Below are 18034 nucleotides of genomic sequence, written 5' to 3' on the forward strand. Positions count from 1 at the left end.
CCGACTGTTTCTTTTGGCGGATTTCTGGGCTTTCCCGCCGGAAAAGACTTGGCCTTTCGTCCGTGCGACGAGAGCGCGGGCGAGGCCAGTCTTCTATGAATGTTCCCAGGAGGGAACCAGAAGCCATCAACAATTGGAGAACTACCGGACCCGTAAATCGATGCGGTCTGGTTCGCCACATTCGGCCCCAAACGTCCTTTGGTCTTTCGCCAGTTCTGCGGCATCCTCGCTGATTGGTTTTCGGCCCTCGATATGTTCGAGGACCGGGGTCTCTTCCGCGTCATGCGCGCTACTGGTGAGGTCGAGCGTGACACGAGCCGATTTCATCACGGTTTGCGGGACCGAAAGATGAACATGTTCCTTAGCACTGGATCATGCGCGAATTCATGCACCAGACTCATCAACACATGTCCGCCGAAATATATCCACATCGGGAGGCCCAGTGCCTCGTGCACCCCAAGCGCCCAGCTCTGGTCGTAGAAATAACCAAGCGTGCCCGTCGCCGCCAAGGCAAGAGCGATTAATGCGCCAAGGCCATGGAAGGCATTGGCCAGCGGCTGATCATCGCTGATCGGCAGCTTGCCGCCCCGAAGGATCGCCAGATGCGCCTTGGTATCGGCCCACAATGCGGCAAGCCGACGACCAGATAGATAAGGGAACCAGTCACCAAGACTAGGTTCGCGGCGCCGGAAGACGGCCCATAGCCAGAACAGGACCAATCCGCCGAGAGCGACCAGTCCGGCCTTTTCATGCACTTCAAACCAGAAATCACCCGGCTTTCCGCCCTTTGGATAAGTCATGAACAAACTGATGACAAGCGCTGCGGTGACCGCCATTACCGTAACTAGATGAAGAAAGCGCGTCAGGTTCGAATAGTACTGTGTATTACCTGGTTTCTCTACTTTCATACGATAATTTCCTCTCGTGGGATGTCCGTCAGCCGATAGCCTGGCCGACCAGCTTCCTATTGCAAACGGTGCAGTTGCAGCGACGCTGCCAATCGCTAATTGTCGCAGTGAGATATGCCAGCGTCCCCGACCTGTTAGGAGCGCGCAGGCGACCTCGAAAACCAGCAAACTCATTCTGGTCGCTATAAACGCTTTGCCCTCCTTTCAGCGCCATATGAATAGGAGAGATGTCGCCCCGCCAAAAGTGAACAGGCCGCACGATGTCAGCGCAACGGTCATGGGGGATTCGTAAAGATCGCTCCGGACGATCCCTAACCCCACCTTCGGAAGTGTATCCAGCACCGGCCCAGGCCCAAGCAGATGTGACGGTCTTCATTTGTTGTTTCTCAAACTTAGAACCAGAACCGGAGACCAACTACGTAGCTCGTCACGCTCGGGTCTTCGCCAGCCGCGCGTGCAAAATCGGCGCTTCTGCCAACTTTCCAACCCTGAGCGATGCCGATATAGGGTGCAAATTCGCGTACGAATTCATACCGCAAGCGAATTCCCGGTTCGATCCGGTCGATGCCGGCGCCGATGCCCAATTCGGGCACGTCTTGAGCGGCAAGGTTAACCTCCACCCGTGGCGTGAGAATCAGACGCTGGGTAATTCTCTGGTCCAGTTCAGCCTCGAAACGAGCGGTGATATCTCCGGTGTTAGAGAGAAACGCTGCTCCGAGAATATCGAACTTGTAGGGAGCCAAACCCTGAAAGCCGACCACACCATAGGTCCGCTTCGGTCCGGTCAAATCCTGGCGGATACCTGCCTGGAAATCAAAGAAGGGGGCAATGGCCCGGCTCCACAGTCCCTGAACCTCGGCACTTTCAACTTTATTGCCGAACGCACCTTCGCCTTCAGATCGGAACCAGAACTTGTCGATGTCGCCGCCATAATAGCCCTGAACATCCCACAAATAGCCATCCGTGCCTTCGCGCGCACGATATTCGAGGCGGTCGCCCTGGATCCACAGTCGCTTGCCGCCGTCGGTCTCGCGGATCAGTTCCTGCCGGGCTTCGTTCATGGCTTCCTCGCCCCAGATCGGAATCGCCGCGCGGGCAGGCCCGCTTCCGGCTTCGGGCGGAGGAGGAAGTAGAGGAATGTCAGCGCCGGAATTCATCTGCATAGCGGAGTGGTCTATACCCTGCATGCCCTGCGCGCGTGCTGGAGCATCGGTCATTGTGCCGTGATCCATCCTTGGGACCTGCTGCCCGGATTGGTTGATGGGCATCGCCATGCCCGTTTGCCCTTCGGCCATAGGCATCGCACCGTGGTTCATCTGCGAACGATCCATGCTCCCATGATCCATTTCGACCTCAGCTTCAGGTTTAGGTTTGCAGGCGCCATCCGGGACGGTGTGGCCCATTGCGCGATGGCGCTGTGCCTCTTGAGCACATTGCTGCGCTGCTTGCCCCGCACTCTGCTGTGGCTGAGCCATGTCATGCCCGGTGTGCTGCTGTGCCGATACCGGCGATACCAACGCGGTTCCCGCAGCGAGCGATACGATCGTGCTTACAACAAAAGTCTTCATGCTTCGTCTCCGGCAGGATTGGCAACGGTGACGATCTGGAACATCCCGGCGACCAAATGATAGAGGATATGGCAGTGAAAGGCCCAGTCACCGGGTTCGTCAGCGGTCAGGTCAAACTCCACACTACCGCCGGGCTGGACATTGACCGTGTGCTTCAGCGGCTGCCGGTCGGCGGGCGCGCCATTGACCAGTTCGAAGAAATGCCCGTGCAAATGGATCGGGTGCGTCATCATCGTGTCGTTGATCAGCTTGACACGCACGCGTTCATTATAGGCAAAGCGGATCGGGTCGTCGGAGACGGCTGAGAACTTCTTGCCGTCGAACGACCACATGTAGCGCTCCATGTTACTGGTGAGATGGAGTTCCATCCGCCGCGAGGGAATCCGCCGGTCAGCATTGGGGGTGAGCGCGCGCAGTTTGCGATAGTTGAGCGTTCGGTGCGGGACATCGGAAAGGCCAACGCCTGGGTCTCCGGTGCGGTCGACAGGGTTTGCTGACACCATTGCAAGCCCCGGGCCCACCTCGACGTCCGCTGGCAATCTGGACGTATCGCGCATTCCCGGTCGGGCCGCTCCTTGGCCGCTCGAATTTCCGGGCATGCTTTCTGAGCCGCCCCCCATACCAGCCATACCGGCCATGCCGCCCATGCCCATATCTGCCATGGTCAGCAACGGCGGGTCGCGCAGCGGTGGAATCGCTGCGCGCGCGCCGGGCGCAGACGCTAGTGTCGCAACCCCCATGCCAGACCGGTCCATCGATTCAGCTACCATCGTGTAAGCGGCGTCATTGCCCGGGGTCACAATCACATCATAAGTTTCTGCAATGCCTATCTGGAATTCATCCACTTCGACCGGCTCGACATTTTGCCCATCGGCCTGAACCACGGTCATAGGGAGACCGGGTATACGGATGTTGAAATAGGTGGCGGCACCAGAATTTATGAAACGCAATCGAACGCGTTCGCCGGGCTGGAAGTTGAATTCAAGATTGTCCGCCGGTCCGTGGCCATTGATGAGATAAGTGAACGTGGATCCCGTAATATCTAATATATCAACGGGCGACATTCGCATCCTTGCCCAATTCCTTCTCTGTGCTCCACTAAGCGGGTAGTCATCCGTCCATGTTGGTTGCTCGTAGTTGAAATAATCAGCACTCTTTTTCAATTTGTCGTAAAGCACATTTGGATCTGTCTCGCTGAATTCGCTCAGCACCACGATATATTCGCGGTCCGCCTGCACCGGATCGGGTCCTGCCGGATCGACAACTATCGGACCATAATGACCCGCCTGTTCCTGCAGGCCGCTGTGCGAATGCCACCAGTACGTGCCCGATTGCCGCACGGGGAATTCTGCAGTGAAGGTCTCACCCGGCTTGACGCCGGGGAAACTAACGCCTGGCACACCATCGAGCTGGAAGGGGACCAGGAGCCCGTGCCAATGGATCGAGGTATCTTCCTCTAGCTGGTTGTGAACGTTGAGGCGGACGGTGGTCCCCTCACGCAGGCGGAGGAGCGGCCCCGGGATGCTCCCATTGACGGCAATCGCGCCGCCACGCCTGTTGCCAGTGGAGAAAGCCGAGCGGGCAACTGTCAGGTCTATGTTGGAGCCGCTCACCTCATCAAAGCCCTTGCGAGCAACCCCGGAAAGCAGGTCACCACCGCGAGCCCAAGCCGGAACCGCACCGGCCAGGCCCAGCAGACCCATTCCGGTAGCTCCTGCCCCAAGAAGTTTGCGTCGATTAACGGTGATCATAGTACCAGCCCCTCGTCTCAAAATGCCATTCACTTAACACATACGCGGAGGATCGGACTAACCCTCATCTTTTTCTAGGCTCAGGACTCATTGATTGAGCCAGAAGATGACGGCTGCGGCGATGCAGATGGCGGAGATGAAGGTGTGGGCGGATCGGTCGTATCGGGTGTGGATGCGGCGCCGGTCCTTGAGTTTGCCGAACATGTTCTCGATCCTGTGGCGCTGGCGGTAGAGCACCGGATCGTGCAGGATTGGTACCCTTCGATTGGCTTTTGACGGGATACGGGCGGCAATGCCGCGCTCGGCCAAGGCATCGCGGAACCAGTCGGCATCGCACCCCGGTCGGCCAGCAACGCGTTGACCTTGGGCAAGGCCTCGATCATCAGTGCCGCGCCCTTGTAATCGCAAACGGTCCGGATAATGGGACTGATCCGACAGGGGAATCGATTACTGTCTCCTGTTCGGTTGAGGATGGGAAAGTACAATCCTGCACGGCGTCGCAGACAGACGACGGCGTCGACAAAGTCTTCCTGCGAACAAAGACGACCAATTCCGACGGTTCCGTTTCGACCCGCACGAGCGTCATCGGCAAGGAAAGCGATCTTACTTTCGGTCGCGATCTTGCCAACAGTGTCGAATCTGCCTTCAAGCAGCTCTACAATGTCGATTTGACGATGACCGGTGGCACTGCAGCTGCTGCTGCGGGCACAGTAAGGGGTTCGCCAAGCTCAGCGGGCAACATTCAACGGCAAGTGGAGCGTGGCCAAGTCCCACGAGAAATTGATCGAGTGGACAAGGGGCGAGGGCCGTATGAGAAGGATCATATCGAATTGAAGGATGGTCGCGCTCTTAATCGCGATGGCACTTGGAAGCACGGTATCTGGTAGGTGAACAATTCTGTCCGGAACTGGCTTGTCGGGAATGGCTGGAAACCACCGAGGTAACTGCCAATGCGTTTTTTCACCCATGACTGGTCTACGCTAGATGACGTTGAAACCGACAAGATATCGTCAGAGCACTTGAGAGTGGTCAAGCTCGCGTCTGATCAATGCGGGATACCTTTGGTAAAATTCGTACGAGAATTTGATCTACGTGGGGCGCTGGTTGACCGGTTGCTAGTGCAATCTGGGGAAGCTGAATTGAAATTAGATTTGATCGCGGGAGACAATCTGCATGGGTATTTTGTGCTCTCTCTTGCGTATGCGAGCAGCTCATTTCGCTATTTTGGCGAGGACCTCGGCACGGCTCTAGACTTTAGATCAACTCGTATACGCTTCGTTGAATTCGATCTGGGTAACAACGGCGAACTACAGCACCGCTTCCTGCTATGGCCAAAGAGTCGATGCGAAATTGACATTCAGTTTGCCGGACTGGAATGGGCCAAGGCTCACTTGCCACATCGAGCATACCAGAATTTGGAGGACGTGCTTCAACTAAGCGAGCCACTTTCAACTGCGACTGAGTAGATTGCAGCCCTATTGAACGAACCGGATTTGTCACCGGATCGCCTTTCGAAATGTGGGAAACTTTAGGGCCCACACCGTACACAGCGCCTGCTGTTGATGAAGCTGCGTTAGATCAGTGATTTGTCGCTGATTTGGCGGTGCGCACCTTCTGTGCCGCTAGCGTACCATTACGGAATCTGCGGCACAGACCGGCTCAGCCGCGCTACAACATCCTGTAATCCCTGACTAATCTCTCCCGCTTTGTCTGTGCCACTTCAGCCCTGAGCGCGGGCGCCGTCGCTTGGTCCGTTGAAAACCCATGACAATCTGCGCCGACCGCCGCCAGGGATGTTCGGGAGCCGTCGGTAAAACCTCAACAAAACCAACCACCTGCAGCCCGGGCCGACGGCGCTGCTTTTATCTCGCGGTCTTATTTGGCTTCGATTTTCCGGAAGTATTCGCCATCGCCATTTCTCCTCCATACCAGGTATCGGGACAGTATTCGACGCTAACATGCGCTGGTCTGCGAAGTAGCGGTTGAGGTCTGATACGCCGCGCAGTCTTCCGTGCTCATCGGCGCCGGCATCGCTCTGCAATGAGGCGGTGCTGTAGCGCTCGCGGCACATGTCGCTATCGGATTTACGGGGCATCGTCACAGGCAATCGAGCGCGGTCAGCTTGCGCAGCCGCAGGCGAGATATCGTGCTTCCCGTGGTCCTGGTCTGTAGCTTGAAGGCCTGCACGGGTTAGAACCCCCAGCGCCTCAAGGGCTTCGACAATCTGCAATGCGATGGGGCGCATAGTCACCGTGGATCCGCCCCAGCGATTGGGATCATTCCATTGCGGTATCCCTTCTTCGTGGACCTCGATGTCGGCATACATTGTACTCTCACGCAGATAGAGCGACCAATTAGGAACGATGTATTCGCTCATGCCTCCTTCGAGAAGGTGGCCTTGTCGCTCGTTGTCGACATACTCCTGCAGCTGGGCGATGTTTGTTGGCCGCCATGACTGGGCATTGGCATAGATCATACGAGAAAGATGATCGTAGAGCGTCTTCTTAACGATCCGACCGATCCGCTTGCCAACCTCGGGCACCGGGCAACGCACCAGATCGATTAGGATAAGCGCCTTCGCTGCCTCTTCTTCAGCGAGGCCTGTGAGCACTGCTGCCTCGCGCGGGCCGTCCGCCAATGCCTCAGCTGCTCGCCAAAAGCCCTGCGCGCTTTGAAGTATGATTGGAAGGCCTTCGGAAATGAAGTCGAGGCGCGCCGGATGACTCATATTGCAGAGGGCGCGCGCCTGGCGTCCGCCAAACGTGATCTTTGTTTCTTTGTCGCTCATGCAGACTTTCTAGCACTGTTAATTCCGTGACGCTCATGCGATCAGCGATACATGGGCAAGACACCTTATGATGATCGTGATGATCTCGAAAAGCTTCGGTCTCAGTGGAAGAAGATCGACGGGATACTCGAGCGCCGGAAGGAGTGGTCAGCAGCGATCGTAAGGGCTGCAACTGCTGCTGAGATTGCTGCCAACATCGCCATACGAAAGCGCTTCGAAAGCGAGAGCAAATTCTCGTCGGAGTTTGTGGATTCGCTACTGAGGTGGGCAAACGGCATCGATGGGAAATTTGGCCGCTTGATCATTCCGGCGGAGCGAGACGAGGTGCGAAAGAAGGCGCTCGGCAAGCTCAAAAAGCGCTCCGAGCGGTTGAACAAGAAGCGCAATGCCATCGTTCACCAAGGCGCGTTCGCAAGCAAGCGGGAGATGCGTGAACTGGTCAATCTATCGCGTGAAATCGTGAACGAGCTGGTCATCCCGTGGGAGCCCGAGTTCGTGCTTGGCGGAGAAAAACTCACAAGCTCGAAGGTGCCAAAGGCAAAGAAGGTGTTGAAAGCTACCAACGCTAAAGGCAGGAAAAAGAAGAGCTAGACTACCCCTAGTGGGAATGCAGGACGTCCTTTCCACCTAGCCTGTTGCGTCCAACTCGGCCTTGAGCTTTCCGAGGCGCTCAGTGCAGACCTCGTGGACGACCCGGCCCAGCTCCTCGACCTGCTCGCCGAGCCAATCGAGTTCATCCTTGGTGATGCGGTAGTGTTTCGAATAGCGCGCCTTTACGTAGGCTTCCTTAAGTTTCTCGAACCGCGCGCGATCCTTTTTTGTGTCGCGCGGCCAGCGATGCAGTGAACGGAAACATTGCGGGGTCGTCACTCTCGCTCGCAGCGAAAGCTTCGTTAGCCACGGGAGAACCAGTTCCAGTTACATTCACAACAATCGCTGACCCGAACAATGCTATTGGGAATTATGCCATCGAGTGGACCGGTGATATTGTCGCGACTGAAACACATTACGAGATAAATGCGACTGGCACGATCCCTGTGCAGACGATGAATTGGAATTTCGATGGAGGTGGTCGAAATGCATTCCGTGACGGCGTCACACGAGTGATGGGAGCAGTTGGTCCGCAAGGAACCTATTTCGCAAAGCCAAATCGAACGATCACTGGCAATTTTCAGGGTAGAATTAATCCCGCAAATAGGATTAGGCCATGAATCTCGCACCGGCAACTATCCCTATACTTGCGATGTTGGCCAGCTGCGTTGGAACTGACGTTCCTTCTCGCGAATTACTGCGTGATCGATTGGTAAATTGCGCAAAGGATGAGAGCTGTTATATAAAGTCCGGCGAGGACAGGAGCCAAGCAATCCTGCTGCAAAAGAGTGTGGTGCAAAATGCGATTGCACTTTGTGTTCAGGAGGAAAATGCGATGACCCTGCTTCCCTCTGAGCATAAGTCGAAGTCGCACATAATCTTTGCTGACTGCGCAAGAAACGGGGAAAAAGAAGCGCAAGTATCAGCCTGGTATTATCATGGAGAGATACGCGACCTGACGTTAGAGATATGTGGAGATGGCCGTTGTAATGGCCGTTTCTCTCCTATCTAATCGTGGACTAAATCTTTTATCTCCGCCTCCCGCCGCGCCTCGTCGATCGCCCCGATCTGTGCGCCATCGCGTAGACCGAGCGCTTCGGTGAGCCTGGCGCGGCTGTCGGTGTAGAGCGCGACCGCATCCTTCGCCCTGCTGATGGCGACATAGACCGCCGGAGCATCGACGGTATTGGCGCGGAAGCTCTCCAGATGCGCCATCACGCGATCGGCGGTAGCGCCTTGGGCGGAGTGCCATGGCCACATAGCGCAGTGCATCGTCGCCCTGCTCGACGATCCGTCCACCGCCCTTGTCGATGGCCTCGAACGCGGGCGCCGCCTCGCCTGCCAGGATCGCCTCGACCGCTTTCCTGGTGTGGGTGTTGGTCTGGCGCACGATCTGGTCGAGGACGTGGGTGGGCATGCCATGCTCCTGGAGCTGCCCGAAGGCTCGGCCTGCCTCGACGCTGCCGAGCTGGCGCACGTCGCCGACCAGGATCAGACGGGCCTCGGCCTCGCGGGCCTGGGAGAGCAGCGCCTCGCTGTCGCGGGCCGAGAGCATTGAAGCCTCGTCCACGATCCAGGCCTCGCACCTGCGTTCGACATCGCCCGCTTGGCCGAGCAGCTCGGCGGCGGTAGCGGTGCGGGCGGTATGGCTGCCTATGTCCACGCAGAGGCGGTAATAGGACTCATCCTAGAAGCTGGAGGGGGTGGCCGACGGAACCCCTTACACCGCATCGGGCGCGTTGCGATCAGGGTCGGGTGTTGGCGCGGCATTGCAATTGTGCGCGAAATCGGGTCTGTCCCGGCGGGTTTTCAGGCACGAATGGTTCGATGAACAGCTCCATCCACGAATTCGGCGACATGCCGGACCAGGACTCGCGACGCGGGTCGGGTGGGGGCGCGGCTGCGGTCGGGCGCTCGGATGCGTCCGGGCGGCGTGGCGACGCGAATGCGGACGGGCCGCTCGTCGGCGTCATCTACAATCCGCGCAGCCATCGCAACAAGGGCCAGGACCTCGCGATCGGCGACCGCGAGCGCGTGATTCTGGCGACGCCTGAAAAGCGCGGGAAGATCATCGAAGTCCTCGCCGATTTCGCCGCGCGCGGGGTCGATTACCTCATCATCAGCGGCGGCGATGGCACGGTGCGCGACGTGCTGACCTGCGGCGCGGGCGTGTTCGGTGACGATTGGCCGGTCCTCGCCGTGCTGCCCAAGGGCAAGACCAATGCGCTGAACGTCGATATCGGTGCGCCGCCCGACTGGTCGCTCGCGCAGGCGATCGACGCCTTCCATACCGGCAGCCGGGTGACCCGCCGCCCGCTCGACATCAGCGCGCTCGATACGGAAAGCGAGCGTCTGCCCGTGCGCGGCTTCATCCTTGGCGCGGGAGCGTTTACTCTCGGCGTGCGCGCGGGGCAGGAGGCGCACTCCATGGGTCTGTTCGACAGTCTGGCGGTCGGCATGACGAGCGCCTGGGGCGTGGTGCAGGGCATGTTCGGCGCGAACGACAATCCCTGGCGGCGCGGGGTCGAAATGACGGTCCGGCAGTTTCCCGGCGGTGAGATTCTCGCGCATTCGGGCCATGGCGACCCCGCGCGCCGGATGATCCTGATGGCCTCGACGCTTCACCGGATGCCGCTGGGCCTGAAGATGTTCGGCACGAAGCGCGCAGGATTGAAGCTCGCCGTGCTCGATCGCGCGCGCAGACGCATGATGGCGAGCCTGCCGCTGATCCTCGCCGGATGGCGCCCCGGCTGGCTGGAGCGCGGCGGCTATCACCAGCGCGACGTCGATTCGTTCGAATTCGAGATCGGCGACCAGTTCATCCTCGATGGCGAGGCGTTTCCCGCGGGCCGCTATCTGGTCGCGCAGGGGCCCGAGCTGACCTTCGTGAGCGCATAAGGGCGTGAGCGCGTGAGCGAGACGCTCGAAACCCGCATCACGCACAGCCTCGCCGCGTCGGTGCGCGAGGAGGTGGCCGCGTTCGCCAAGGCCCTCGCCGAGGACGAGGGGGCCGATGCGGTGCTGTTTTACGGGTCGAACCTGCGCACCGGATCGCTCGAGGGTGTGCTCGATTTCTATCTCCTGCTTCCGGGGCGCCAGCAGGAGCGGATCTGGCCGCGCGTCGGGTATCACGAGCGGGTGGTCGATGGCGTAACGTTGCGTGCCAAGACGGCGACCTTGTCGCTCGAATGCTTCGCGAGGGCGGCGGGAGGCCAGTCGCGCGACACCACGATCTGGGCGCGCTTCGTTCAGCCGAGCGCGCTGGTCTGGGCGAGGAACGACGGGGCGCGCGGACAGGTCATTGCCGCCGTGGCGGGCGCGGCGCGCACGGCCGGGCGGCTCGCAGCAGCTCTGGGGCCATCGAAAGCATCGGCGAGCGCCTATTGGAAGGCGCTGTTCCGGGCGACCTACGCTGCCGAATTTCGTGTCGAACCGCCGGGGCGCGAGGATTCGATCCTCGCCGCCAACGCCGCCCATTTCGAAGGGCTCTTGCCGCTTGCCTGGGAGGATGCGGGGATCGCCTTCGCGCGCGACGGGGACGAACTCGCCCCCAAACTGGAGCCCCAGCCGCGCCGTGCGATTCTGGCCTGGTGGAAGAAGCGCAGGCGGCTCGGAAAACCGCTCAACATCCTGCGGCTCGCCAAGGCCACGACCACTTTCGACAATGCGGCGGCCTATGGCGCGTGGAAGCTCGAACGCCATACCGGAATCGCGCTCGAGGTTACGCCGTTCCGCGCGCGCCATCCCCTTCTCGCCATGCCGGGTGCGGCCTGGGAATTGTGGCGCAAGCGCCGCCGCGCGGGTTCGCGTCAGCGATAGCGCCCAAACTTAGCGATAGCGCATAGTGATCGCGATCGATGTGGGCGCGCGCCCGACATCGAAGCCCACTTTCTTGTAACTCGGCTTGCCGAGGTTCCAGATGTTCAGCGAAGGGTTGTTCGACATCGCGCCGCCATCGGTCGACAGGTCGGTCTTGCCGTTATTGTTGACGTCGTGCCGCACCGCGATCCCGTAATGGCCGCTGGCGGGCAGCGGCATACAGACCCGCATCGATCCGGCGCGGGCGGGCAGTTCGATCCGGTTGAGCCAGCGACCCGACTCGAGCCAGTCGCCCTTCGTCGCGCGATAGGACTGGACGCGCAGCGTGCCGCCGCCCGGTCTGATCCCTTCGATAGTGACCCACACGGCAGAGCCGCTGCTGCACCGCGCGGGGTCGTGGCGCAATTCCTGCGCATATTGCGCCGATGCGGGCGTGGCGGAACCGAGCGCCGTCAGGGCCATCACCCCTGCGGCAAGCAGGGCCGCGCGCTTGGTCGAGTGAAGAAAAGACATGGACATTCCGTTCGTTCGTGTCGCGCGCGCCGACCATTCGCCGAGGCGATCGGGAGCCGGTGATGCGCTGGATATGGGCCGTAACTAGCAAGCGGGCGCTGAATTGCGGCTGAATTTGCCTCGCAAACGGACCAGGCCCTTCACAGCTCGATCTGGGGCGCGTTCCTGTCGATCCGGTGGATAAGGATACGGTAACCGCTTGCGATGTGGCCCCCCGCGCTCCTATCGAGCGCGCACGCCCGCGTATCCGGTTTCCGCGTCGGCCCAATGCCCCTCGTGCCGGATCGTCCACAGACCGCTTGTCCGAGTTCGTTATGGCCGCGCCGCTCATTTCCCCCTCGATCCTCTCCGCCGATTTCGCGAAGCTGGGAGACGAAGTGCGCGCGATCGACGCGGCGGGCGCGGACTGGATCCATGTCGATGTGATGGACGGGCATTACGTCCCCAATATTACGATCGGCCCGGCGGTGGTGAAGGCGCTGCGCCCGCAAACGGACAAGCCGTTCGACGTCCATCTGATGATCGCCCCGATCGACCCGTATCTGGAGGCCTTTGCCGAGGCGGGGGCGGACATCATCACCGTCCATCCCGAAGCCGGGCCCCACATCCACCGCACGCTTCAGGCGATTCGCGGGCTGGGCAAGAAGGCGGGCGTGGTGCTCAATCCGGGCACGCCGGTCGAGGTGCTCGACAATCTGATGGACCTCGTCGATCTCGTTCTGGTGATGAGCGTCAATCCCGGTTTCGGCGGGCAGAGCTTCATCCATTCGCAGCTCGCCAAGATCGCGGCCATCCGCGAACGGATCGACCGGGAGGCCGCGCGTTCGGGCCGCACAATCCATCTCGAGGTCGATGGCGGCGTCAATGCCGAAACCGCGAGGCTGTGCGTGGAGGCGGGGGCGGATGTCCTCGTCGCCGGGTCGGCCACCTTCAAGGGCGGGGCGGACTGCTATGCGCGCAATATCGCCGCGCTCAAGGCCGCCGGGGAAAGCGCCCAATGAGCGACGGCTCGCTGACCATGGGGCGAGCCGAACGCGCGCGATCCGGCGAAGCGGTATCCGGCCCTGCGCGTGGGGAGGATGGCAGGGACGGTGCCGGGGACGAGAAGAGCCGCGCGCAGAGCGCCTTTCCCTTCGACGATTTCGAGGGCAGCGAGCCCCACGCTCTGGTTGCCGATCCGGTCGGTGGTCGGGATGCCGGGTTCGCCGACGACACCGCGCAGATCGAACCCAGCCGCGCGCTCGCGCTTGCCGATTTCGCGCCGCCTCGCACCGGCCCGCTCGATGCCATGCTGCGCTGGGCCTATCGCGTGGGCATTTCGCCGACCCTGCTGGCGTCTCCCCTGCGCAAGCCCGCAAAGCCGCGCCTGCTGGCGACAGTCCAGAGCCCGCTATCGGGCGAAAGCGGGATCGGCGAGCGCGGCGCGGGCATGGCGCTCAGAGCCGGGCATTTCCTCGTCAACGGCGTACGCGCGCCGATCGCGCAGATGGAGTTCGGCCCCGCCGCGCGCCTGACGCCGCCCTTCGCGCGCCGCGTCCATGGGTTCGGCTGGCTGCGCGACCTGTCAGCCTGCGCCCCGCGCGAACAATGCGCCGCGGTGGCGGAGCGTATTCTGGGCGCCTGGCTCGATGCCAATCCGCAAGGGACCAAGGGCCCCGCCTGGACGGTGGAGCGTGCCGGTCAGCGCCTGATCGCGTGGCTGGTGCACGCGCCCTTCCTTCTCGCGGGCGAACAACCCGCGCTGCGCCCGCAATTGCTCGAAGCGATGGTCCAGACCGCGCGCTGGCTCGATCGCCATGTCGAATCGGCGGAAGATCGCTTCGGCGCGCTGACCGGCTGGTGCGCGATCGTGGCTGCCGGCCTGCTGCTGCCCGATGGGCGCGCGCGGCGCGTTTATGGCGAGGCGGGGATGCTGCACGCTCTGGGCGAGGCGGTGAGCGATGATGGCGGCGTGTTGTCGCGCAGCCCGCTCGCGCAGATGGATGCGATCGCTCTGCTGGTCGATCTGACCGCCTGTTACGATGCGGTGGGGCGCACGCCTCCGCCTGCGATCGAGGCGATGCTCGGTCTGCTGGTGCCGCCTCTGTTGGCGCTGCGTCATGGCGATGGCGGGCTTGGATCGTGGCAGGGCGCGGCGGCGACGCCCGCAGCCGCTGTCGAGGCGCTGATCGCGGCAAGCGGTGTGCGCGCCCGTCCGGCGAGGGATTGCCGCCAATGGGGCTATCAGCTGGCGAGCGGCCAGATATCGGGGGGCGCGCGCAGCGTCCTCCAGTTCGACGCCGCCCCGCCGCCGCGCCCGCGCCATGCCCGCTTCGGCTGCGCGTCCACGCTGGCCTTCGAATTCTCGCATGGCGACCAGCGCATCGTGGTCAATTGCGGCGGCGCGGAATTGGCGGGCGGGCAGGTCCCGGTGCGCATCGAACAGGGCCTGCGCGCCACGGCCGCGCATTCGACGCTGGTGCTGGACGATGCCAACAGCACCGCGATCCTGATCAAGGGCCAGATCGGCAAGGGTGTCGAGGAGGTCGATTTCACCCGCTCTCTCGTCGATAGCGGCAAGCGCAAGGCGGAGCGGCTGGAGGCGAGCCATGACGGCTATGCCTCGCGCTTCGGCCTGATTCATCGCCGCATCCTGATGCTGTCGAGCGATGGCGGGGAATTGCGCGGCGAGGATATCCTCGAACCCGCCAAGAAACGCGGCCAGCGCGGCAAGATCGGCTTCGCCATCCGGTTCCACATCGGCCCGCATATCGAGCTGATGCTGGCGGAGGACCGGCGCGGCGCCGGCCTGGCCCTGCCCGATGGCAGCTATTGGCAATTGCGGCTTGGCGGAGTCGAAGGCGAATTGGGTATCGAGGAGAGCCTGTGGGTCGATGGCGAAGGCCGCCCGCAGCCGATCCAGCAATTGGTGGTCGAGGGCCTGACCTCGCGCGGCGGGGGCTCCTTCCCCTGGCTGCTCAAGAAAATGGGATAGATTTTGTGACGGACGTGACGATCAAACGGGCGCTGCTTTCGGTGTCCGACAAGAGCGGATTGGCGGAACTGGGCAAGAGCCTCGCGGCGCGCGGCGTCGAACTGGTGTCGACCGGCGGCACGGCGAAGGCTTTGCGCGATGCCGGGCTCGAGGTGAAGGACGTGTCCGAATTGACCGGCTTTCCCGAGATGATGGACGGGCGCGTCAAGACGCTGCATCCCAAGGTGCATGGCGGCCTGCTCGCCGTGCGCGACGATGCGGATCACGCCGCCGCGATGGAAGCACATGATATCGGCGCGATCGATCTGGTCGTGGTCAATCTCTATCCCTTCGAAGCGACCGTGGCGAAGGGTGCCGAGCGGGACGAAGTGATCGAGAATATCGACATCGGCGGGCCGAGCATGGTGCGCAGCGCCGCGAAGAACCACCGCTACGTCACGATCCTCACCGATCCCGCCGATTACGACACGCTGATCGAGGAATTGGAAACGCAGGACGGCGCGACCGGATACGATTTCCGCAAGCGCATGGCGGCGAAGGCCTTTGCCGCCACCGCATCCTATGACGCGGCGATTTCGCAATGGTTCGCCTATGCCGATCAGGGCGAGATGTTCCCGGCCAAGCGCGCGATGGCGAGCAGTCTCGCGGGCGAATTGCGCTATGGCGAGAATCCGCACCAGAAGGCCGCGCTGTACGTGCCGCAGCGCGTCGTCGCCAAGGGCTTGCCGCAGGCCGAACAGGTCCAGGGCAAGGAGCTTTCCTACAACAATTACAACGACGCCAATGCCGCGCTCGAACTGGCGGCGGAATTCGCGGGTGGCGATCCGGCGGTCGTGATCGTCAAGCACGCCAACCCCTGCGGTGTCGCGCAGCGGGATAATCTGCTCGATGCGTGGAATGCCGCGCTCGAATGCGACAGCGTCTCGGCCTTCGGCGGGATCGTCGCGACCAATGTGCCGCTCGACGGCCCGACTGCCGAGGCGATCTGCCAGATCTTCACCGAAGTCGTCGTCGCCCCCGGTGCGGACGAGGCGGCGCGTGCGGCTTTCGCGAAGAAGAAGAATCTGCGCCTTCTCATCACCGACGGCCTTCCCGATCCGCGCCGCCCCGGCGTCACCCAGGTGGTGATCGCGGGCGGATTATTGGTGCAGACGCGCGACAATGGCGCGATTTCGGAAGAGGATCTCAGGATCGTCACCAAGCGCCAGCCGAGCGAGCAGGAACTGAAGGACTGCCTGTTCGCCTGGACCGTGGCGCGCCACGTCAAGTCGAACGCCATCGTCTATGCCAAGGACGGTGCGACTGCCGGGATCGGCGCGGGCCAGATGAACCGCCGCGATTCCAGCCGCATTGCCGCGATGAAGGCCAGGGAAGCTGCCGAAACCTATGATTGGGCCGAATCGCGCACCAAGGGCAGCGCGGTCGCGTCGGACGCCTTCTTCCCCTTCGCCGATGGCTTGCTGGCAGGGGCGGAAGCGGGCGCGACCGCGATCATCCAGCCGGGCGGCTCGATCCGCGACGAGGATGTCATCGCCGCTGCCGACGAGCACGGATTGGCGATGGTCTTCACCGGGATGCGCCACTTCCGGCACTGATCCCCACCTCTGAGTGACGCGCGGACGACCTGCCGCCCTGACGGGTCGCCTCGCCGCGCGTTCATCAACATTGCAGCTTCGATTAACCGGGTGGCAATCCCGGCGCGTGTACCCACATGGGCAAGACACGAGAAAGATAACCACCATGCCCCTCTTCACCTCCGACCTCTATCGCAATTTCGGCATCGGCTTCCTGCTGGGCGGGATTGCGGTCGCGCTGACCAATCCCGGCCTCGGCCACGCGGTCACCACGCTGTTCGCATGAGACGACACGCTGCCCTCCTCCTCGCTGCGAGCCTGACTCTCGCCGGGTGCGGCGTTGCCAACGCCGCCGAAGGCGTGGTCGCGGCGCCGCAGGCGGAGCGCACCGCCAGGGAAAGCGGCCTCAAGACCGCGATCTTCGCGGGCGGCTGCTTCTGGGGTGTCGAGGGCGTGTTCAGCCATGTGAAGGGCGTGAAAAGCGCGGTCTCGGGCTATCACGGCGGTACGAAGCGTCAGGCGAGCTACGATCTCGTATCGTCGGGCATCACCGACCATGTCGAAGCGGTGAAGGTCACCTACGACCCCTCCGTCATCCGCTACGATCAATTGCTGCGCATCTTCTTCTCGGTCATTGCCGATCCGACGCTGAAGAACCGCCAGGGCCCCGATCGCGGCGCGCATTACGATGCCAAGCTGGTGCCGATGTCGAACGAACAGCTCGCCGTAGCCAGGGCCTATCTCGCGCAGATGACAAAAAGCGGGAAATGGTCGCAGCCGATCGTGACCGATGTGGTGCGCGCAAAGGCCTTCTATCCGGCTGAAACCTATCATCAGGACTTCGCCGCGAAGAATCCGAACCACGGCTATATCCAGCGCTGGGACGCGCCCAAGATCGCGGCGCTCAAGCGGCTCTATCCGGGGGTCTACAGCGCGAGCTTCCAGCGCGACTGAGCAAAGCCGGGCGGAGCGCGCGCGACTTGCAGGCGGGCCTTGTGCAGCTTACGTCTCGCGCATGACGCATCACGACCACGGACATGAAGAACACTCCGGCGACGCGCTGGTCGAGGCCGCGCGCGGATCGCTGACCGAAGCGGGCGAGCAATGGACCGGGATGCGCCAGGCCGTGTTCGAGGAACTCGCGCGCCATGAAATCCCCGCCTCCGCCTACGACATCGCCGACAATCTCTCGCGATCGCGCGGCAAAAGGGTCGCGCCCAACAGCGTCTATCGCATTCTCGACCTGTTCGTGCGCAGCAACCTCGCCAACCGGATCGAGAGCGCCAATGCCTATCTCGTCAACACCCATCCCGGCTGCCGGCACGACTGTATCTTCCTGATCTGCGACGATTGCGGCAAGGCCACGCATCTCGATGACGAGCGCGTAACGGGTGCGCTGCGCGCGGCGGGCCACGATGCGGGCTTCGCCGATGTCCGCCCGGTGGTGGAATTGCGTGGGTTATGCGACAATTGCGCCGCATGACGAAAGGCTGAGCGCGGCTTCACCGCCCGCTCACGAATTGCTCACGCCGCGCCGACAGCTCGCCT

At 61.9% G+C, this 18034-nt stretch carries 17 protein-coding genes and 2 pseudogenes; 10 read left to right on the forward strand and 9 right to left on the reverse strand.

From position 1 onward, the window contains the following. Positions 1-326: 326 nt before the first annotated feature. The 4 genes from GRI47_RS12635 to GRI47_RS12650 all read right to left on the reverse strand — a co-directional run bounded on the left by GRI47_RS12635 (position 327) and on the right by GRI47_RS12650 (position 4635). Positions 327-908, reverse strand: a complete 582-nt coding sequence (locus GRI47_RS12635) for a cytochrome b/b6 domain-containing protein (protein ID WP_160661719.1) — start codon at positions 906-908, stop codon at positions 327-329. Positions 909-1300: 392 nt separating this feature from the next. Then, a complete protein-coding gene (locus GRI47_RS12640; RefSeq protein ID WP_054527109.1) occupies positions 1301-2476 on the reverse strand; it encodes a copper resistance protein B in 1176 nt (391 codons plus the stop codon). Continuing rightward, positions 2473-4227, reverse strand: a complete 1755-nt coding sequence (locus tag GRI47_RS12645) for a copper resistance system multicopper oxidase (protein ID WP_054527110.1) — start codon at positions 4225-4227, stop codon at positions 2473-2475. Before GRI47_RS12645 ends, GRI47_RS12640 begins: the two co-directional genes overlap by 4 nt. A gap of 87 nt (positions 4228-4314) precedes the next feature. Beyond that, positions 4315-4635 (reverse strand): transposase, encoded by a 321-nt coding sequence (locus GRI47_RS12650; protein WP_255351898.1) that lies wholly within the window; start codon positions 4633-4635, stop codon positions 4315-4317. Between the two features lie 542 nt (positions 4636-5177). Between GRI47_RS12650 and GRI47_RS12655 the strand changes: the two genes are divergently transcribed. Continuing rightward, positions 5178-5693 carry a hypothetical protein gene (locus GRI47_RS12655; protein ID WP_156323767.1) on the forward strand — a complete coding sequence of 172 codons (516 nt, stop codon included), beginning with the start codon at positions 5178-5180 and terminating at the stop codon, positions 5691-5693. Between the two features lie 254 nt (positions 5694-5947). On the opposite strand, the gene GRI47_RS12660 is transcribed toward GRI47_RS12655, so the two are convergent. Next, positions 5948-7015, reverse strand: coding sequence for a hypothetical protein (locus GRI47_RS12660; RefSeq protein ID WP_160661721.1), 1068 nt, complete (start codon positions 7013-7015; stop codon positions 5948-5950). Positions 7016-7066: 51 nt separating this feature from the next. Between GRI47_RS12660 and GRI47_RS12665 the strand changes: the two genes are divergently transcribed. Next, entirely contained in the window at positions 7067-7606 is a 540-nt protein-coding gene (locus tag GRI47_RS12665) for a hypothetical protein (protein ID WP_054527112.1), read from the forward strand. A 36-nt stretch (positions 7607-7642) separates the two neighbouring features. On the opposite strand, the pseudogene GRI47_RS12670 reads toward GRI47_RS12665, so the two are convergent. Beyond that, positions 7643-7864 (reverse strand): annotated as a pseudogene (locus GRI47_RS12670) (nucleotidyltransferase); the annotation flags it as partial. A 358-nt stretch (positions 7865-8222) separates the two neighbouring features. Between GRI47_RS12670 and GRI47_RS12675 the strand changes: the two are divergent. Further along, positions 8223-8618: a hypothetical protein gene (locus GRI47_RS12675; protein ID WP_160661722.1), complete on the forward strand. Its 396-nt coding sequence runs from the start codon at positions 8223-8225 to the stop codon at positions 8616-8618. Here GRI47_RS12675 and GRI47_RS15075 read toward each other — a convergent pair. Both GRI47_RS15075 and GRI47_RS15080 read right to left on the reverse strand, forming a co-directional pair. Beyond that, complete coding sequence (locus GRI47_RS15075) at positions 8615-8821, reverse strand: hypothetical protein (RefSeq protein WP_237452833.1); 207 nt, start codon at positions 8819-8821, stop codon at positions 8615-8617. The genes GRI47_RS12675 and GRI47_RS15075 overlap by 4 nt on opposite strands. Before the next feature lie 142 nt (positions 8822-8963). Further along, positions 8964-9269: pseudogene (locus tag GRI47_RS15080) on the reverse strand (AAA family ATPase); the annotation flags it as partial. A gap of 164 nt (positions 9270-9433) precedes the next feature. Here GRI47_RS15080 and GRI47_RS12685 point away from each other — a divergent pair. Both GRI47_RS12685 and GRI47_RS12690 read left to right on the forward strand, forming a co-directional pair. After that, positions 9434-10504 (forward strand): diacylglycerol/lipid kinase family protein, encoded by a 1071-nt coding sequence (locus GRI47_RS12685; protein WP_160661724.1) that lies wholly within the window; start codon positions 9434-9436, stop codon positions 10502-10504. A gap of 12 nt (positions 10505-10516) precedes the next feature. Further along, complete coding sequence (locus GRI47_RS12690) at positions 10517-11425, forward strand: hypothetical protein (RefSeq protein WP_160661725.1); 909 nt, start codon at positions 10517-10519, stop codon at positions 11423-11425. Positions 11426-11434: 9 nt separating this feature from the next. On the opposite strand, the gene GRI47_RS12695 is transcribed toward GRI47_RS12690, so the two are convergent. Then, positions 11435-11938 (reverse strand): DUF2141 domain-containing protein, encoded by a 504-nt coding sequence (locus GRI47_RS12695; RefSeq protein WP_160661726.1) that lies wholly within the window; start codon positions 11936-11938, stop codon positions 11435-11437. 314 nt (positions 11939-12252) lie between these two features. Here GRI47_RS12695 and rpe point away from each other — a divergent pair, with 314 nt between their 5' ends. The 5 genes from rpe (at position 12253) to GRI47_RS12720 (ending at position 17969) form a co-directional block, all read left to right on the forward strand. Further along, a complete protein-coding gene (gene rpe / locus GRI47_RS12700) occupies positions 12253-12939 on the forward strand; it encodes a ribulose-phosphate 3-epimerase (protein ID WP_160661883.1) in 687 nt (228 codons plus the stop codon). After that, positions 12936-14912, forward strand: coding sequence for a heparinase II/III family protein (locus tag GRI47_RS12705; RefSeq protein WP_237452792.1), 1977 nt, complete (start codon positions 12936-12938; stop codon positions 14910-14912). The genes rpe and GRI47_RS12705 overlap by 4 nt, the downstream gene beginning before the upstream one ends. 5 nt (positions 14913-14917) lie before the next feature. After that, complete coding sequence (gene purH / locus GRI47_RS12710; RefSeq protein WP_160661727.1) at positions 14918-16507, forward strand: bifunctional phosphoribosylaminoimidazolecarboxamide formyltransferase/IMP cyclohydrolase; 1590 nt, start codon at positions 14918-14920, stop codon at positions 16505-16507. A gap of 261 nt (positions 16508-16768) precedes the next feature. Beyond that, positions 16769-17440 carry a peptide-methionine (S)-S-oxide reductase MsrA gene (gene msrA / locus GRI47_RS12715; RefSeq protein ID WP_160661728.1) on the forward strand — a complete coding sequence of 224 codons (672 nt, stop codon included), beginning with the start codon at positions 16769-16771 and terminating at the stop codon, positions 17438-17440. 61 nt (positions 17441-17501) lie between these two features. Further along, entirely contained in the window at positions 17502-17969 is a 468-nt protein-coding gene (locus GRI47_RS12720) for a Fur family transcriptional regulator (RefSeq protein WP_160661729.1), read from the forward strand. Positions 17970-18034: the final 65 nt, after the last annotated feature.

Origin of the sequence: Qipengyuania pelagi (genome assembly GCF_009827295.1) — a bacterium.
GTDB lineage: Bacteria > Pseudomonadota > Alphaproteobacteria > Sphingomonadales > Sphingomonadaceae > Qipengyuania > Qipengyuania pelagi.

Bases quoted from the DNA above. Each gene is read 5' to 3' on its own strand.
- GRI47_RS12635 (WP_160661719.1), bottom strand. From the start codon at position 908: ATGAAAGTAGAGAAACCAGGTAATACACAGTACTATTCGAACCTGACG.
- GRI47_RS12640 (WP_054527109.1), bottom strand. From the start codon at position 2,476: ATGAAGACTTTTGTTGTAAGCACGATCGTATCGCTCGCTGCGGGAACC.
- GRI47_RS12645 (WP_054527110.1), bottom strand. From the start codon at position 4,227: ATGATCACCGTTAATCGACGCAAACTTCTTGGGGCAGGAGCTACCGGA.
- GRI47_RS12655 (WP_156323767.1), top strand. From the start codon at position 5,178: ATGCGTTTTTTCACCCATGACTGGTCTACGCTAGATGACGTTGAAACC.
- GRI47_RS12660 (WP_160661721.1), bottom strand. From the start codon at position 7,015: ATGAGCGACAAAGAAACAAAGATCACGTTTGGCGGACGCCAGGCGCGC.
- GRI47_RS12665 (WP_054527112.1), top strand. From the start codon at position 7,067: ATGGGCAAGACACCTTATGATGATCGTGATGATCTCGAAAAGCTTCGG.
- GRI47_RS12675 (WP_160661722.1), top strand. From the start codon at position 8,223: ATGAATCTCGCACCGGCAACTATCCCTATACTTGCGATGTTGGCCAGC.
- GRI47_RS15075 (WP_237452833.1), bottom strand. From the start codon at position 8,821: ATGGCGCATCTGGAGAGCTTCCGCGCCAATACCGTCGATGCTCCGGCG.
- GRI47_RS12685 (WP_160661724.1), top strand. From the start codon at position 9,434: ATGAACAGCTCCATCCACGAATTCGGCGACATGCCGGACCAGGACTCG.
- GRI47_RS12695 (WP_160661726.1), bottom strand. From the start codon at position 11,938: ATGTCTTTTCTTCACTCGACCAAGCGCGCGGCCCTGCTTGCCGCAGGG.
- rpe (WP_160661883.1), top strand. From the start codon at position 12,253: ATGGCCGCGCCGCTCATTTCCCCCTCGATCCTCTCCGCCGATTTCGCG.
- GRI47_RS12705 (WP_237452792.1), top strand. From the start codon at position 12,936: ATGAGCGACGGCTCGCTGACCATGGGGCGAGCCGAACGCGCGCGATCC.
- msrA (WP_160661728.1), top strand. From the start codon at position 16,769: ATGAGACGACACGCTGCCCTCCTCCTCGCTGCGAGCCTGACTCTCGCC.
- GRI47_RS12720 (WP_160661729.1), top strand. From the start codon at position 17,502: ATGACGCATCACGACCACGGACATGAAGAACACTCCGGCGACGCGCTG.